At 72.1% G+C, this 14,484-nt stretch carries 15 protein-coding genes and 1 pseudogene; 7 read left to right on the top strand and 9 right to left on the bottom strand.

Going from position 1 to position 14,484, the window contains the following annotated elements:
* The first annotated feature begins 11 nt into the window (after positions 1-11).
* A complete protein-coding gene (locus ACFY04_RS00830; protein WP_389113583.1) occupies positions 12-1,169 on the top strand; it encodes an acetyl-CoA C-acetyltransferase in 1,158 nt (385 codons plus the stop codon).
* 170 nt (positions 1,170-1,339) lie between these two features.
* On the opposite strand, the gene ACFY04_RS00825 is transcribed toward ACFY04_RS00830, so the two are convergent.
* Entirely contained in the window at positions 1,340-1,981 is a 642-nt protein-coding gene (locus ACFY04_RS00825; RefSeq protein ID WP_389113582.1) for an SIMPL domain-containing protein, read from the bottom strand.
* 424 nt (positions 1,982-2,405) lie between these two features.
* Between ACFY04_RS00825 and ACFY04_RS00820 the strand changes: the two genes are divergently transcribed.
* Both ACFY04_RS00820 and ACFY04_RS00815 read left to right on the top strand, forming a co-directional pair.
* Positions 2,406-2,609 carry a cold-shock protein gene (locus ACFY04_RS00820; RefSeq protein WP_030010141.1) on the top strand — a complete coding sequence of 68 codons (204 nt, stop codon included), beginning with the start codon at positions 2,406-2,408 and terminating at the stop codon, positions 2,607-2,609.
* Positions 2,610-2,710: 101 nt separating this feature from the next.
* On the top strand, positions 2,711-4,393 hold the full coding sequence (locus ACFY04_RS00815; RefSeq protein ID WP_389113581.1) for a DEAD/DEAH box helicase: 1,683 nt from the start codon (positions 2,711-2,713) through the stop codon (positions 4,391-4,393).
* A gap of 84 nt (positions 4,394-4,477) precedes the next feature.
* Here ACFY04_RS00815 and ACFY04_RS00810 read toward each other — a convergent pair whose 3' ends face one another.
* The 5 genes from ACFY04_RS00810 to ACFY04_RS00790 are packed head-to-tail and all read right to left on the bottom strand — an operon-like array spanning position 4,478 to position 8,901.
* Entirely contained in the window at positions 4,478-5,413 is a 936-nt protein-coding gene (locus ACFY04_RS00810) for a tyrosine-protein phosphatase (protein ID WP_389113580.1), read from the bottom strand.
* A gap of 30 nt (positions 5,414-5,443) precedes the next feature.
* Positions 5,444-6,526 (bottom strand): NAD(P)H-dependent flavin oxidoreductase, encoded by a 1,083-nt coding sequence (locus ACFY04_RS00805; protein WP_389113903.1) that lies wholly within the window; start codon positions 6,524-6,526, stop codon positions 5,444-5,446.
* A gap of 22 nt (positions 6,527-6,548) precedes the next feature.
* Positions 6,549-7,307 carry a CoA-transferase subunit beta gene (locus tag ACFY04_RS00800; RefSeq protein ID WP_389113579.1) on the bottom strand — a complete coding sequence of 253 codons (759 nt, stop codon included), beginning with the start codon at positions 7,305-7,307 and terminating at the stop codon, positions 6,549-6,551.
* Positions 7,304-8,155, bottom strand: a complete 852-nt coding sequence (locus tag ACFY04_RS00795; RefSeq protein WP_389113578.1) for a CoA transferase subunit A — start codon at positions 8,153-8,155, stop codon at positions 7,304-7,306. The genes ACFY04_RS00800 and ACFY04_RS00795 overlap by 4 nt, the downstream gene beginning before the upstream one ends.
* Positions 8,152-8,901, bottom strand: coding sequence for an enoyl-CoA hydratase family protein (locus ACFY04_RS00790; RefSeq protein ID WP_389113577.1), 750 nt, complete (start codon positions 8,899-8,901; stop codon positions 8,152-8,154). Before ACFY04_RS00790 ends, ACFY04_RS00795 begins: the two co-directional genes overlap by 4 nt.
* A gap of 56 nt (positions 8,902-8,957) precedes the next feature.
* Here ACFY04_RS00790 and ACFY04_RS00785 point away from each other — a divergent pair, with 56 nt between their 5' ends.
* From ACFY04_RS00785 to ACFY04_RS00775, 3 genes are all read left to right on the top strand, one after another.
* A complete protein-coding gene (locus ACFY04_RS00785) occupies positions 8,958-9,722 on the top strand; it encodes an SDR family oxidoreductase (RefSeq protein WP_389113576.1) in 765 nt (254 codons plus the stop codon).
* A 1-nt stretch (position 9,723) separates the two neighbouring features.
* The gene (locus tag ACFY04_RS00780) at positions 9,724-10,635 is read left to right on the top strand and encodes an SDR family oxidoreductase (RefSeq protein WP_389113575.1); all 912 of its coding nucleotides are present in this window, start codon (positions 9,724-9,726) and stop codon (positions 10,633-10,635) included.
* An 82-nt stretch (positions 10,636-10,717) separates the two neighbouring features.
* On the top strand, positions 10,718-11,161 hold the full coding sequence (locus ACFY04_RS00775; protein WP_389113574.1) for a VOC family protein: 444 nt from the start codon (positions 10,718-10,720) through the stop codon (positions 11,159-11,161).
* Between the two features lie 235 nt (positions 11,162-11,396).
* Here ACFY04_RS00775 and ACFY04_RS00770 read toward each other — a convergent pair whose 3' ends face one another.
* The 3 genes and pseudogenes from ACFY04_RS00770 to tnpA all read right to left on the bottom strand — a co-directional run bounded on the left by ACFY04_RS00770 (position 11,397) and on the right by tnpA (position 13,166).
* A complete protein-coding gene (locus tag ACFY04_RS00770) occupies positions 11,397-11,690 on the bottom strand; it encodes a hypothetical protein (protein WP_389113573.1) in 294 nt (97 codons plus the stop codon).
* A 116-nt stretch (positions 11,691-11,806) separates the two neighbouring features.
* The gene (locus tag ACFY04_RS00765; RefSeq protein WP_389113572.1) at positions 11,807-12,520 is read right to left on the bottom strand and encodes an HAD family acid phosphatase; all 714 of its coding nucleotides are present in this window, start codon (positions 12,518-12,520) and stop codon (positions 11,807-11,809) included.
* 217 nt (positions 12,521-12,737) lie between these two features.
* Positions 12,738-13,166, bottom strand: a pseudogene (gene tnpA / locus ACFY04_RS00760) (IS200/IS605 family transposase).
* 23 nt (positions 13,167-13,189) lie between these two features.
* On the opposite strand from tnpA, the gene ACFY04_RS00755 reads away from it, so the two are divergent.
* Complete coding sequence (locus ACFY04_RS00755; RefSeq protein ID WP_389113571.1) at positions 13,190-14,470, top strand: RNA-guided endonuclease InsQ/TnpB family protein; 1,281 nt, start codon at positions 13,190-13,192, stop codon at positions 14,468-14,470.
* Positions 14,471-14,484 lie beyond the last annotated feature (14 nt).

Genomic DNA, 14,484 nt, shown 5'->3' with positions numbered 1-14,484 from the left:
GAGGAGTCCCGATGCCCGAGGCCTACATAGTCGATGCGGTACGCACGCCCGTGGGGCGGCGGGGCGGCGGCCTGTCCGCCGTCCACCCCGCCGACCTGGGCGCCCACGTCCTGAAGGCACTGATCGAGCGGTCCGGGGTGGACCCGGCCGCCGTGGAGGACGTGGTGTTCGGCTGCCTCGACACGGTGGGGCCGCAGGCCGGGGACATCGCCCGGACGGCCTGGCTGGCGGCCGGCCTGCCCGAGGAGGTGCCCGGGGTCACCGTCGACCGCCAGTGCGGGTCCTCACAGCAGGCCGTGCACTTCGCGGCGCAGGGCGTCCTGTCCGGCACCCAGGACCTGGTGGTCGCGGGCGGCACCCAGAACATGTCGATGATCCCGATCGCCTTCGCCTCGCGGCAGGCGGCGGAGCCGCTCGGCCTCACGGAGGGACCGTACGCAGGCTCGGCGGGCTGGCGGGCGCGGTACGGGGATGCCCCGGTGAACCAGTTCCACGGCGCCCAGCTCATCGCGCAGAAGTGGGGGATCACCCGGCAGGACATGGAGGAGTTCGCGCTCCGCTCCCACCGGCGGGCCGTCCGGGCCATCGACGAGGGCCGCTTCGCACGCGAGACGGTGGCGTACGGAGACGTGGGCGTGGACGAGGGCCCGCGCCGGGACACGACCCTGGAGAAGATGGCCACCCTCAAGCCGGTGGTCGAGGGCGGCACCATCACGGCCGCCGTCTCCTCGCAGGTCTCGGACGGGGCGGCGGCGATGCTGATCGCCTCCGAGCGGGCGGTACGGGAACACGGCCTGCGGCCGCGCGCCCGCATCCACCACCTCTCGGTACGGGGCGAGGACCCCATCCGCATGCTGTCCGCGCCGATCCCGGCCACCGCCTACGCGCTGAAGAAGACCGGCATGTCGCTGGCCGACATCGACCTGGTGGAGATCAACGAGGCGTTCGCCCCGGTGGTGCTGGCCTGGCTGAAGGAGACCGGGGCCGACCCGGAGCGGGTCAACGTCAACGGCGGCGCGATCGCGCTCGGCCACCCGCTGGGGGCGACCGGGGTGAAGCTGATGACCACCCTCCTGCACGAACTGGAACGCACCGGCGGCCGCTTCGGCCTCCAGACCATGTGCGAGGGCGGCGGCCAGGCCAACGTGACGATCGTCGAGCGGCTGTAGGCCCCCGGCCCGGAGCGGCATCCGTCGGCCGGAGGCCGGCGCGGGCCGCCGAAGCCTGTGAGGCCCCTCGGGCCGAGCGGTGCGAGGGGGCCGTCAGGGGAGGGGCCATGTGCGAGGGCGGCGGCCAGGCCGACGTCACCATCAGCGAACGCGTGCAGCCGCCGTACCGGTCAGTCCGGGAGCAGGGCGAAGCCGAGGAGGACGGCCGCCTCGACGCGCACCGAGCCCGGGGTGAGGGCGCCGTCCTCCTCGGGGTCCCCGCCCTTTCGGCGGCCGTGGCTGTAGCCGCCCAGCGACTCCGGGTCGACGTCCTCGATGTGGATGACCGGCCCCAGCCGCACCCCGCACGCCTCCGCGTACACCTCGGCCTTGCGCCGGGCGGCCGCCACCGCCCGGTGCCGGGCCTCGTCCCGCATCGCGGGCTTGTCCTCCACCTCGAACCGCACGGCGTCGACGCGGTTCGCGCCGGCCGTCACCGCGTCCTCGATCAGCAGCTCCAGCCCGGCCAGCGCCTCCGTCCGCACGGTGTACGTGGCCACGCAGCCGTAGCCGTGGAAGGTCCGGTCCGCGCCGTAGCCCTTGTACTGCGAGGTGAGCTGCAGTCGTGAGCCGGACACGTCGGAGTCCGGTATGCCGTGTTCGCGCAGGACGTCCCGCAGCCGGGTGACCGCCGCGCCCGCCTCGGCGAAGGCCGCCTTCGGTGTCGGGGCGAGGAGATCGACCGCCAGGTCCACGTGGGCGAGCCGGGGTTCGGCGGACACGCTGCCCGCGCCGAGCACACTGAGCCCCCAGGGCTCCTTGATCGCTGCCATTCCATGATCAAACCAGCTGGGGCGGACGGCCGCCAGGGACTTCCGCCGCCGGTGCGCCCCGTACCGGACGACCCGGTCCGACCCGTAGGGATGAATCTTTTCGCTGACGGCGGAGCCGGGCCGCCGGGTCCGGCCGGGCGTCCGGGAGGCCCAGGACTGCCCACGACCCAAGGGGGACGGGGGCTCCGGCCCGCCGGGCGGCCCACCGGAGCGGTCGGAACACCGCGGGCCAGCCGGGCGGAGGACGCAGGTCACACCCCTCGCCTCGGGACTCACCGCAGCGAGGTGTGCTAGCTTAGAGCTCGTTGCAGTTGTGGTACCCATGAACTTTATGTGCGCCTGACGGGAATGCTCCGCAGGCGCTTTTATTGTTTTGCCGGAATCTCCGGATGGGGCCCTTTGCCGCCTATTCAGGAGATTTAAAATGGCACTTGGCACCGTGAAGTGGTTCAACTCGGAAAAGGGCTTCGGCTTCATCGAGCAGGACGGTGGCGGCCCGGACGTCTTCGCCCACTACTCGAACATCGCCACCCAGGGCTTCCGTGAGCTCCAGGAGGGCCAGCGCGTGTCCTTCGACGTCACCCAGGGCCAGAAGGGCCCCCAGGCGGAGAACATCATCCCCGCCTAAGTTCTTCAGCATGCCGGGGTCCGCACCGCGAGGTGCGGGCCCCGGCTTGTCTGCTGTTTCGACCTTTGTTTTACCTGCCGGTTTCAGGAGGGCTTTCTCGCATGACCAGCTCCAGCTCCGCACGACCCAGCCGCCGCCCCACCCGGGGTCGAGGTGCGGCCCAGGGGCGTCCGAAGTCTGGCGCGGGACGGCAGAAGTCCGCGCCCGTTGCCCGGCCCCAGGAATTCACCATGCCCGAGCCGATCGACCCGGCGCTGCCGCCGGTCGAGTCGTTCGGGGACATGGACATGCCCGAGGCGCTGCTGAAGACCCTCGCCGCCCAGGGCGTCACCGAGCCGTTCCCGATCCAGGCCGCGACGCTGCCGAACTCCCTCGCCGGCCGTGACCTGCTCGGCCGCGGCCGTACCGGCTCCGGCAAGACGCTGGCCTTCGGCCTGGCGCTGCTGGCCCGTACCGCCGGCCGCCGTGCGGAGCCGAAGGCGCCGCTCGCGCTGGTCCTCGTACCGACCCGTGAGCTCGCGCAGCAGGTCACCGACGCCCTGGCCCCGTACGCCACGGCCGTCAACCTGCGCATCGCGACCGTCGTCGGCGGCATGTCGATCAACCGGCAGTCGGGCGCCCTGCGCCGTGGCGCCGAGGTGCTCGTCGCCACCCCCGGCCGCCTGAAGGACCTCATCGACCGCGGTGACGCCGACCTCTCGCAGGTCTCCATCACCGTCCTCGACGAGGCCGACCAGATGACCGACATGGGCTTCATGCCGCAGGTCACGGCGCTGCTCAAGCAGGTCGAGGCCGGCGGCCAGCGGATGCTGTTCTCGGCGACGCTGGACAAGAACATCGACAAGCTCGTCAAGATGTTCCTGACCGACCCGGTCGGCCACTCCGTCGACCCGTCGGCCGGTGCGGTCACCACCATGGAGCACCACGTCCTGTACGTCATGGACGAGACCGACAAGAAGGCCGTGGCGACGCGTATAGCCGCTCGTGACGGCCGGGTGATCATGTTCGTCGACACCAAGCGCGGGGTCGACCGCATGGTCAAGAAGCTGCTGGCGGACGGCGTACGCGCCTCCGGCCTGCACGGCGGCCGCTCCCAGCCGCAGCGCAACCGCACCCTCGACTGGTTCAAGACGGGCGAGGTGACCGCGCTGGTCGCCACCAACGTCGCGGCCCGCGGCATCCACATCGACGACCTCGACCTCGTCGTCAACGTGGACCCGCCCACCGACCACAAGGACTACCTGCACCGCGGCGGCCGTACCGCCCGTGCCGGTGAGTCCGGCAGCGTGGTCACCCTGGTCCTCCCCGACCAGAAGCGGGACATGACCCGTCTGATGTCGGACGCCGGGATCTCCCCGCGCACCGCGCAGATCAAGTCCTCCGACGACGAACTGGCCCGGCTGACCGGCGCCAAGGAGCCCTCGGGCATCCCGGTCGTGCTGGAGGTTCCGCAGCCGACCGCGCCCAAGCAGCGCTCCGGCTCCGGTACGGGCTCCGGCTCGCGCCGCCGCTCGGGCGGCGGGCCGCGCACCGGTGCCGCCACGGGCGGCGCTCCGGCGGCCGGCGGTCGTAGCCGTCGTTCCGGTGGGGGCGCCTCCGGGCAGGCCCCGGCGGCCTCCGCTTCGGGCCAGGCCCGGCGCGGCGGCCAGGGCGGCGGCGCGGCGGCCGGTGGCTCCGGCGAGCGCGGCCGGCGCGGGACGGGCGGCGCCGGTGGCGGCGCGGCCGCGGCTTCCTCGCGCAGCCGGGTCGGCTCCGGGGGCCAGGGCCGCCGCCGGGCGGTCTGACCCCGCACCACACCCACACGACGACGCCGGGCAGCGCGAGAAGCGCTGCCCGGCGTCGTGCTGTCCGCTGCGCTGCCGCCGTCGCTACCGGACCATTTTGGCCTGCAGCTTCGCCAGCGTCCGCAGATCCAGGCCGAGGCCCTGGGTCAGATAGCCGTAGAAGCTGCCGTAGTCGGCCTCCAGCTGCGCCGTCGCCGAGTCCAGGTAGTCCTGGCGGACCTCCTGGAGCGGGATCAGCAGGTCCGGGTTCTGCATCCGGCCCGACTGCTTGAGGCCTGCCCGCACTCGGGCGTCGTAGGCGGCGCGGAAGGTGTTCGACGCCAGGTAGTCGCGCTCCGCGGTGTCCTCGGGGACGGCGAGGGCACGCAGCAGGACGTAACTCATCCAGCCGGTCCGGTCCTTGCCGGACGTGCAGTGGTACAGGACCGGGCCCTGCCGGCCGTCGGCGATCTCCCGCAGGGTCGCCGCGAACTGCGCCCGGTTCTCGGGGCTGCTCACGAAGGTGCGGTAGATGTCGCGCATGTAGGCCTCGGCGCGGCCGCCGCCGAGCATCTGCTCCTGGACGACGGGATCGCCGCTGCCGATCGCGCCGACGAGGGTTCCGTAGAGGCCGAGGTCACTGACGGGGCGCGAGGTGGGGGAGAGCCCGGTGGGCAGCCGGTCGGCGCCGTCGTACTGGAGCTCCATCGGAATGCGGAAATCGACGACCTTCGTGAGGCCGAGACCGGAGACGGTGGTGACGTCGGCGTCGGTCAGCTTGCTCAGTGCGTCGGAGCGGTAGACCAGCCCCTGGCGGACCTGGCCGCCGGTCCAGGTGCGGTAGCCGCCGATGTCCCGGAGGTTGACGGCGCCCTGCAGGGGGATCTGGCGAATCGTTTCGGCTTGTGGCTGGTGCTGGTGGTGCCGGGCGCTGACCCCGGCTCCGGGCGCCGCCGCCGCGTACGCGGAGGCGGGCAGGGTCCCGATGGCGAGAGCGGCGGCGGCCGCCGCGGTCGCCAGGCGGATGCGGGCACGGCTCATAGGGGCGACTCCTGTGACGGAGAAGGGGGATCACCCTGCTGGTGGCAGGGTGCGGAGCGAGTGCAGTGCTTCGAGTGATTCCAGTGCCTGTTGTGCTTCGGCCATGACGCGGGAGACGAGTTCCGCACAGGACGGAAGATCGTCGATCACCCCTGCGACCTGGCCCGATGCCATGACGCCGAGGTCCGTACGGCCCTCGACCATGGACGCCTTGAGGAGCATCGGGGTGTTCGCGGCGAGCAGGACCTGGCTCCAGGACAGGTCCTTGCCGTGTTTCATCGCGAGGCCGTCGCGGACCATCTGCGGCCAGCTCAGCCCGGACAGCTTCCGGAAGCCGGCCGCGTGCCGGACCGCCCGGACCAGCGCCCGGGTGCGGCCCGCCCGCTCCAGGGAGTCGACCAGCTCGGTACGGAGCATGCGGTGCGGCAGCCCGTCGACGGCCGTGGTGACGGTGACGTCCTTGACCGTGGCCTTCAGGTACTCGGCCTTCACGGCGTCCGGGACGGTCGAGTCCGAGGTCAGCAGGAACCGGGTGCCCATGGCGATGCCCGCGGCCCCGTACGACAGGGCCGCGACCAGGCCGCGCCCGTCGCTGAAACCGCCCGCCGCGATCACCGGGATGTCCACGGCGTCCACGACCTGCGGCAGCAGCACCGTCGTGGCCACGTCCCCCGTGTGACCGCCGCCCTCGCCGCCCTGCACGATCACCGCGTCGGCGCCCCACGCGGCCACCTTCTCGGCGTGCCGCCGGGCCCCGATCGACGGGATGACGACCACGCCCGCGTCCTTGAGCCGCCCGATCAGCTCCTGGGACGGCGCCAGCGCGAACGAGGCGACCCGCACCCCCTCGTCGATGATCAGCTGGGCGCGCTCGGCCGCGTCCCCGGCGTCCGCCCGCAGATTGACCCCGAAGGGGGTCCCGTCCGGCGTGCGGGACCTGACCTCGCGGACCGCCGAACGCAGCTGGTCCAGCGTCATCGTGGCCGAGGCCAGGATGCCCAGCGCCCCCGCGTTGGCCGCGCCCGACACCAGGCGGGGGCCGGCGACCCAGCCCATGCCCGTCTGCACGAGGGGGTGCTCGACCCCGACCAGCTTCGTGAAGGCCGTCTCCACCGCCATCGTCCTCGCCATCGCGTCAGACCCGCACTTCCCGGTCGCGCAGCCCCTTGGGGTCGATCACCTCGCGGATCAGCCGCAGCTCCTCGGCGGTCGGCTCGCGGGTGTACGGGACCTCGCCGGTGATCGCCGGCTCGAAGCCGCTCGCCGCCAGGACGTCCTCCACGGTGACGCCGGGGTGCAGGGAGGCCAGGCGCATCGAGTGACCGGGCCCGGCGAAGTCGAAGACCCCGAGATCGCTGACCACCCGGGGGAGGCGGTGGAAGCGGGTCACCCCGGCCGCCTCCGCACGGTCGTAGCCGACCCCGCTGACCATGTCGACGCGCTCGACGAACACCCGCTTCGAGTGCTTGGGCACCCAGTAACTCACCGGGTTGTTCAGGGTGTTCACGGGGGCGCCGCGCACCCCGAGGAGCTGGCGGGCCGGCCGCTCCCAGTCGCCGATGCAGGAGATGTTCTGATTGCCGAACCGGTCGATCTGACTGGCGCCCATCATCACGTGCCGCCGGCCGCCGGTGACCATCGTCAGGTGGCGCCGGTAGGGGAGCCAGCCCTCGGCCGTGCCGTCGAGCCCGACGAGCATCGCCTCGCCGTCGGTCAGCAGCAGATCGGGGGAGAAGGTCCGCTTCGCGAGCCGGGCCCCGAAGGAGGGGATCAGGCCCATCGGGCTGGCGAGCACCTCGCCGTTGTCGCGCCAGGCCTCGGCACAGGCGATCACGCAGTACTCGGCGCGGGAGACGGTGAGCGGGGCGGTGGTGGTGGCGTCGGTGGTCCTCACTGCTGCTCCTCGTGCCAGGTCCGGACGGCCAGCTGGTAGTCGTGCTCGCCCGCCCCGGACAGGAAGCGGTCGGCGAACTCGTTCCACGGGGTGGCCGCGTACAGCCTCTGGAAGGCCTCGTCGCGGTCGTAGTCGGGGACGCAGGAGGTGAAGTGCGCGCCGTTCGGGGTCTCCACGACCCCGGTCACGGAGTGCCGGCTGACGAGGAGGGACTGCGGGGGGCCGGACTTGGTGAGCTCGACGGTCTCGACGAGCTGCTCGCAGGAGACGTAGGCGGCGTCGGCGGCCTCGCAGAAGAGGTCGTCGAAGTACGGGTCCGGGCCCAGGTACTGGGCGTTGCCGAGGCGGTCGGCGCGGTTGAGGTGGACCAGCGCGGCGTCCATGCGCAGGGCCGGGACGGCGACGAGCTCCTCACCGTCGTCGTAGGGGGAGGTGACCGTACGCAGCTCCGGGTTGACCCGCATCACGTCGGAGCCGAGGCCCGCGCGGACGGGGAGGAAGGGGAGCCGGTTGGCGGCGGCGTGCAGGCCCCACATGAACATGGCCTCGTCGAGCTCGGTGAGGGTGAAGGCGGCGCGCTCGCGGGCGGCCCGGAAGTGCGGCTCCAGCGGGATGGAGTCCAGGGTGGCGAAGGGGGCGACCAGTCTGCGGATCCGGCCGGCGGCGGCCAGCAGGCCGACGTCGGGGCCGCCGTAGGAGATCACCGTGAGATCGGTGATCTCGGACCGGAGCAGTGCCCGCACCAGGGCCATGGGCTTGCGCCGGGATCCCCAGCCGCCGATGCCGATGGTCATCCCGCTGTGCAGCTGCCCGGCCACCTCGTCCGGGGTCATGGACTTGTCGGTCATGCGCGCTCTCCCTTCCCGAAGGTGTCGCGGACCCGGTCGGCCACCCCGCTGAGGTTGGCCTCGAAGGTGAAGCCCTGCTCGAAGCGGTAGCTGCGGCGCACGTCCACGGGGTCGATCCCGTTGATGGCCGCCTTGGCGAGCCGGATCAGGTAGCCGTCCTTCTTCGCGATCTCAGCGGCCAGCTCCAGGGCGGCGGCGCGCAGCTCCGCACGCGGGACCACCTTCCAGACCGAGCCGTGGGCGTGCAGTTCGGCGGCGGTCGCGGTGCGCGAGGTGTAGTACAGCGCGCGCATCAGGTGCTGCGGGACCAGCCGCGCCAGGTGGGTGGCGGCGCCGAGCGCGCCCCGGTCCAGCTCGGGCAGCCCGAAGGCGGCGTCCTCGGAGGCCACGATCGCGTCGGCGTTGCCGACGAGCCCGATGCCGCCGCCCAGGCAGAACCCGTTCACGGCCGCGACGACCGGCACCTCGCACTCGTACACGGCGGCGAAGGCCTCGTAGCAGCCCCGGTTGGCGCCGACCAGGGCGGCGTGTCCGGTGTCGCGCTGCATCTCCTTGATGTCGACGCCGGCGTTGAAGCCGCGGCCCTCGGAGGCGAGGACGACGCACCGGATCTCGGGGTCGCGGCCGGCCGCCCGCAGGGCGTCGGCGAGGTCGTACCAGCCCTGCACCGGGAGCGCGTTGACGGGTGGGAAGTCGACTGTGACGAGTGCGATGCCCTTGTCGGGGCTTGAGGTGGAGACACCCATGAGCGGATCAGCTACCTTTCCACCAAACATTTGTTAGGCGAGGAAGGTAGCAGCCTATGGAGCTCGACGGGAGGGTTGTCGTCGTCACCGGAGGAACCCGGGGCGTCGGCGCCGGGATCGCCCGGTCGTTCCTCGCGGCCGGCGCGGACGTGGTCGTCTGCGCCCGGCGGCCACCGGACCAGGAGGTGACGGCGGACGGCCGGAAGGCCGCCTTCACCCAGGTCGACCTGCGCGATCCCGCCGCCGTGCACGAGCTCTTCGGCGCGGTCGCCGGCCGGTACGGGCGACTCGACTGCCTGGTCAACAACGCGGGCGGCACCCCGTACCGGCTGCTGGGCGAGGGCGAGGCACAGCGCCACGCGCGCGTCGTCGAGCTCAACCTGCTCGCGCCGATGACCGCCTCGATCGCGGCCTACCCCTGGCTGCGCGAAACGCGGGGTTCGGTGGTCATGATCGGCAGCGTCAGCGGGACCCGCCCCTCGCCGGGTACGGCCGCGTACGGCGCCGCCAAGGCCGGGCTGGAGAACCTGGCCCGGTCCATGGCCGTCGAATGGGCCCCCGGCGTACGGGTCAACTCACTGCTCCTCGGCATGGTGCGGACCGAACTGGCCCACCTGCACTACGGCGACGAGACCGGCATCGCATCGGTCGCCGCCACGGTCCCGCTCGGGCGGCTGGCGGAACCCTCCGACGTGGGGGAAGCGGCGGTGTTCCTGGCCTCGGACCGGGCGGCGTACGTGAGCGGGGCGAGCCTGCTGGTGCACGGGGGCGGGGAGCGCCCGGCGTTCTTGGATGCGGCAACTGTCAACAAGGAGAGCTGAGATGGCGGGACTGTGTGAAGGCCGGGTCGTGATCGTGACGGGCGCGGGGCGGGGGCTGGGGCGTGCCCATGCGCTGGCCTTCGCGGCGGAGGGGGCGCGGGTCGTCGTGAACGACCTCGGGGTCGGGCTCGACGGGCTGCCGGGCCCGGACGGCCCGGCGGCCCAGGTGGTCGCCGAGATCCAGGCGCTGGGCGGTGAGGCGCTCGCGCACGGCGGGGACATCGCCACATCGCAGGGCGCGGCCTCACTGGTGACGGCGGCCGTGGACACCTTCGGACGCCTGGACACCCTCGTCAACAACGCGGGCTTCCTGCGGGACCGGATGCTGGTCAACCTGGACGAGGACGACTGGGACGCGGTCATGCGGGTCCACCTGAAGGGCCACTTCCTGCCGCTGCGGTCGGCGGCCGCGTGGTGGCGGGCGGAGGCGAAGGCGGGCCGGCCCGTGGCCGCCCGGGTGGTCAACACCTCTTCCGGGGCCGGCCTGCTGGGCTCGGTCGGCCAGGGCAACTACAGCGCGGCCAAGGCCGGCATCCTCGGCCTGACGATGGTCGCGGCGGAGGAGATGGGCCGCTACGGGGTCCAGGTCAACGCGATCGCCCCGGCCGCGCGGACCCGGATGACGGAGCGGACCTTCGCCGAGACCATGGCCGCCCCCGAGGCGGGCGGCTTCGACGCGATGGCCCCGGAGAACGTCTCCCCGCTGGTGGTGTGGCTGGGGGCGGACGCCTCGGCGGGGGTCACGGGCCGGGTCTTCGAGACGGAGGGCGGCCGGATCACGGTGATGGAGGGCTGGCGGCCGGGCCCCACGGCGGACCGGGGCGCGCGCTGGACCCCGGCGGAGGCGGGGGAGGCCACGTTGAAACTCCTCGCGGCGGCGCAGGCTCCGCTGCCGGTGTACGGCGCGCGGTAGCGGCCCCGGTCCGGTCCCGGCGGCGGGGGCGGAGGCTAAGGTTCCTGGTCCGGGACAAGAGCCGAAGGGACACGAACCGACGATGGCCGTCACACCGACCCCGCAGAAGATCACCACGTTTCTGATGTTCGAGGGACGGGCCGAGGAAGCCATGGGCTTCTACGTCTCGCTGTTCGACGACGCGGAGGTGCTCGCCGTCAGCCGCTACGGCCCCGACGAGACCGGACCCGGGGCCGGGCCCGCGGGAACCGTGCGCCACGCGACCTTCTCCCTGGCCGGACAGCAGTTCATGTGCATCGACAGCCCGGCCCAGCACGCGTTCGGCTTCACGCCCGCGGTGTCGCTGTACGTCCAGTGCGAGGACGACGCCGAGATCGACCGCCTCTACCGCGCGCTCGCCGAGGAGGGCCAGGAGCTGATGCCCCTGGGCTCGTACGGATTCAGCCACCGGTTCGGCTGGGTGAACGACCGCTTCGGCGTCTCCTGGCAGCTGAACGTCGCGGCCCCGCCCAGCGCGGGCGGGTGAGGGGCCGGGCCGCGGTCGCCTCCTGGGGGAGCGCGTCGCGGGCCGGCTCCCGCTGGTCGGCGAGCCGGCCTACGAGGGGGTGTCCTGCCGGCCAGGCCGGGCTCGCGGCTCCCTGATGCGGCCCGGCCGGCGAGACACCCCCACGGCTGAAACGGCGTGCCACGGAAGCGGGCCCGGCCCCCTGGCGAGGGGTCGGGACCGAGTCTTCATCGGTGCGATGTCCTATGACTACCCGCTACATCCACTCGCTGAACCGCAACCAGCCCAACATGTTGTCCATTTCCTGCTCCGAGACCGCCGGCCGCGGGTCCTGAGGCCGCGCGGCCGCCGCCCGGCCGGGCCCCGGCCCGGGCCCGTACAGCTCGCGCCGCACGGCCCGCACGCAGGCCGGTACGGCCGGTCCCAGCATGGCCAGTTCGCGCTCTCCCCGGCAGGAGGACACCAAGACCCTGATGGGGGAGACCTGCCCCGGACCGGGCGCGACGATCGGCCCGGCCATGGCCTTCAGCCGGGCGGCCGTCAACGCCATCGCCGCCGGACTCGGCCGACGGCGCGGGGGCGCCGGGCCGGGCGGGCCGCCCGGCCGGCGGGCCCTGGGGGCGGCGGGCTCGCACGGCTCGCCGCCCCCGGGGCGCAGCCCTCAGGTCAGGAGAGCTTGCCGTTGTAGTCCGGCAGCTTGACGGTGCGCTCCGCGTGACCGCCGACGAGGTCGGTCGGGCTGTTGCCGATATTGGCGATGATCGTGTAGCCGCGCGCCTCGATCTCCGCCCGCTTGCCCGTCTTGTAGGCGCTGACCTCCTCGAACAGATCGGGCAGGTCACGGACGTAGAGCCCCGAGACCGGGTAGCCCACGGCCTTGAGGTTGCGCTCGGTGAGGGAGTGGATGATCCCGGGGCGGGCGGTGACGAAGAAGACCGCGACGCCGCGCGCGTGCGCGTACTGGGTCAGCGCGCGGACCTTGGTGATCGCGGGGGTCGGGAAGGTCCAGAACCAGTGGAAGTCCGTCTCCAGCGAGGTGTTGTCGATGTCGAGGACGAGGGCGGGCTTCTCGCCGGCGGGCGAGGCGGCGATGCGCGCCTCGATGGCGGGCCGGGCCGCGTCGATCACGGCGGCGACGTCCCGCTGCCAGGTGGCGTAGTCGATGCCGAGGATCGCGGCGTTGCCGCCGGGCGCCGAGGCGGCCGCAGGCGCGGACGCGGACGCGGATGCGGCCGCGGATACGGGCGCGGATACGGGCGCCGGCGCCGGGACGGGCGCGGCCTGGGCGGCGGTGGCCGGAACCAGCGTCAGGACGGCGGCGGCTGCGGCCACGCCGGCGGCGGCGGTACGGGGCATACGGGTGCGGCGGGTGCTGCGCATGGGGGGCGCTCCCTGGGTCACGAGTTGGCATGTACGTGCCCAGAGTTGGCGAGAATCGAACCCATGTCTACTGGCCGGTAGGAAACTTTTCGTGGCCGCGTGATGAATGATCTACCTCTGTTCTTGGCCAGTGCTCCGCCCTTCAGGGCGGGGTGAGGGCCATCCCTTGGCCCGGAGGCGCGGAGCGCCGGAGTGCTCTGCGTCTGCGGGGTGACGGTCAGACGGGACGTTGCTGGTTTTCGATGTACTGCCTGACGGCGGTCAGGGGTGCCCCTCCGCACGATCCGGCGAAGTAGGAGCCGGACCAGAAGTGTCCGCCCCACAGGTACCGGCGGACGTGGCTGTCGTACTCCTGGCGCAGCCTGCGGGAGCTGACGCCCTTGAGGGAGTTGACCAGCTTGGAGAGCTGGACTTTCGGCGGGTAGTGCACGAGCAGGTGCACGTGGTCCTGTTATCCGTTGAACTGTTTCAGCTCGGCCTCGAAGTCGGCGCAGACCTCCCGCATGATCTCTTCGGTGCGGGTCGGCATGGCGTCGGTGAACGCCTTCCTCCTGTACTTGGTGACAAAGAGCAAGCGAACGTGCAGGTTATGGACAACATGGCGACCGGTTCTGACATCGGGATGGGGGTTCCAGCGCGGTGACATAAACCAACGCTAGGCTCTCGATCGTGAGTGAAGACACCCTGGTGAAGCGGCAGTTCGGGCACCGCGCCCGTCTTTCGCTGTCACGCTCCGAGGTGTTGAAGACTGATGGTCAGGCGCACGCGGCCCGCACCATGTGGAACCTGCTGCACGCCTGGTGGCGGATGATGCCGAAGGAAGAACGGACTCTCGCGAACGCGGACGCCGCGATCCGCCAGGCCCGCGAGGACATCGACTTTCTCGCTGTCCTTCCCGCACAGGCCGCACAAGCGGTGTTGAAGACGTATTTCCAGGCGTGGAAGAACTGCTGGGACGGCCGCGCCGACACCCCGAACTTCAAGGGCCGGTTCCGCACGGTGATGTCCGTGGACATCCCGCAGGGCCGGGACCTAAACATCACCCGCGTGCACCGCCGCTGGGGGATGGCCAACATTCCCAAGGTGGGCCGTGTCCGGTTCCGGTGGACCAAGGACCTGCCCGTCGGCAGGCATGCCAACGCGGAGAACCGGATCACCGGGGCGCGGCTGACCAAGGACGCGCTCGGCTGGCACATCGCCTTCCGTGTCCAGACCCTTCAGGCCAAGCCGGAGCCCCACCAGGGGCCGGAGGTCGGCATCGACGTGGGCGTCACCGTGCCCATCGCTCTCTCGGACGGTGAGACGTACGAGCACGGCGAGTGGCTGACGGAGAGGGAGCAGGCGAAGCTCCTGCACCTGGAGCAGCGCGCCGCGCAGCGTAAGCGACACCGCAAGCCCGGCGAACCCACCAGCCGCCGACTGCAGCACACCTACGACCAGATCGCAGGACTCCGTGCGAAAGCCAAGCGCAGGGCCCTGGACTGGCAGCACCGGACGACCACCGCCATCGCCCGCAGATACGGCACAGTCGTGGTCGAAGCGCTCACCATCACGAACATGGTCAAGTCCGCCAGGGGAACCAACGAGGAGCCGGGAAGGAACGTCGCCCAGAAATCCGGGCTGAACCGATCGATCAGCGGGGAGGCGTGGGGCCGTGCGGTCACCATGCTGACGTACAAGACCGCCCAGCGTGGCGGCGCCCTGCACAAGGTCCCGGCCCCCAACACTTCCCGGCGATGCTCCGCGTGCGGCTTCATCACGCCCGGGAGCCGGGAGTCCCAGGCCGTGTTCGTGTGCAAGAACCCGGACTGCGGCTGGTCGGGCAACGCCGACTGGAACGCGGCCCGGAACGTGTTGCATCTGTACCGGATGGGCCACGCGCTCATCCCGGCTGCCGGGAGGGCAGTCGTCAGGCGTGCCAAGCGCGTCAAGCCCGCTGCCGCAAGGTAAGCGGGAATCTCCCG

Source organism: Streptomyces sp. NPDC001549 (genome assembly GCF_042894025.1).
Lineage (GTDB): Bacteria > Actinomycetota > Actinomycetes > Streptomycetales > Streptomycetaceae > Streptomyces > Streptomyces kutzneri.
Note: the sequence above shows the minus strand (reverse complement) of the source record. Positions and strands in the feature narration are given on the sequence as shown.

Excerpts from the sequence above, each read along its gene's own strand:
- ACFY04_RS00830 (WP_389113583.1), top strand. The coding sequence starts at position 12 with ATGCCCGAGGCCTACATAGTCGATGCGGTACGCACGCCCGTGGGGCGG.
- ACFY04_RS00825 (WP_389113582.1), bottom strand. The coding sequence starts at position 1,981 with ATGGCAGCGATCAAGGAGCCCTGGGGGCTCAGTGTGCTCGGCGCGGGC.
- ACFY04_RS00820 (WP_030010141.1), top strand. The coding sequence starts at position 2,406 with ATGGCACTTGGCACCGTGAAGTGGTTCAACTCGGAAAAGGGCTTCGGC.
- ACFY04_RS00815 (WP_389113581.1), top strand. The coding sequence starts at position 2,711 with ATGACCAGCTCCAGCTCCGCACGACCCAGCCGCCGCCCCACCCGGGGT.
- ACFY04_RS00810 (WP_389113580.1), bottom strand. The coding sequence starts at position 5,413 with ATGAGCCGTGCCCGCATCCGCCTGGCGACCGCGGCGGCCGCCGCCGCT.
- ACFY04_RS00795 (WP_389113578.1), bottom strand. The coding sequence starts at position 8,155 with ATGACCGACAAGTCCATGACCCCGGACGAGGTGGCCGGGCAGCTGCAC.
- ACFY04_RS00790 (WP_389113577.1), bottom strand. The coding sequence starts at position 8,901 with ATGGGTGTCTCCACCTCAAGCCCCGACAAGGGCATCGCACTCGTCACA.
- ACFY04_RS00785 (WP_389113576.1), top strand. The coding sequence starts at position 8,958 with ATGGAGCTCGACGGGAGGGTTGTCGTCGTCACCGGAGGAACCCGGGGC.
- ACFY04_RS00780 (WP_389113575.1), top strand. The coding sequence starts at position 9,724 with ATGGCGGGACTGTGTGAAGGCCGGGTCGTGATCGTGACGGGCGCGGGG.
- ACFY04_RS00775 (WP_389113574.1), top strand. The coding sequence starts at position 10,718 with ATGGCCGTCACACCGACCCCGCAGAAGATCACCACGTTTCTGATGTTC.
- ACFY04_RS00770 (WP_389113573.1), bottom strand. The coding sequence starts at position 11,690 with ATGGCGTTGACGGCCGCCCGGCTGAAGGCCATGGCCGGGCCGATCGTC.
- ACFY04_RS00765 (WP_389113572.1), bottom strand. The coding sequence starts at position 12,520 with ATGCGCAGCACCCGCCGCACCCGTATGCCCCGTACCGCCGCCGCCGGC.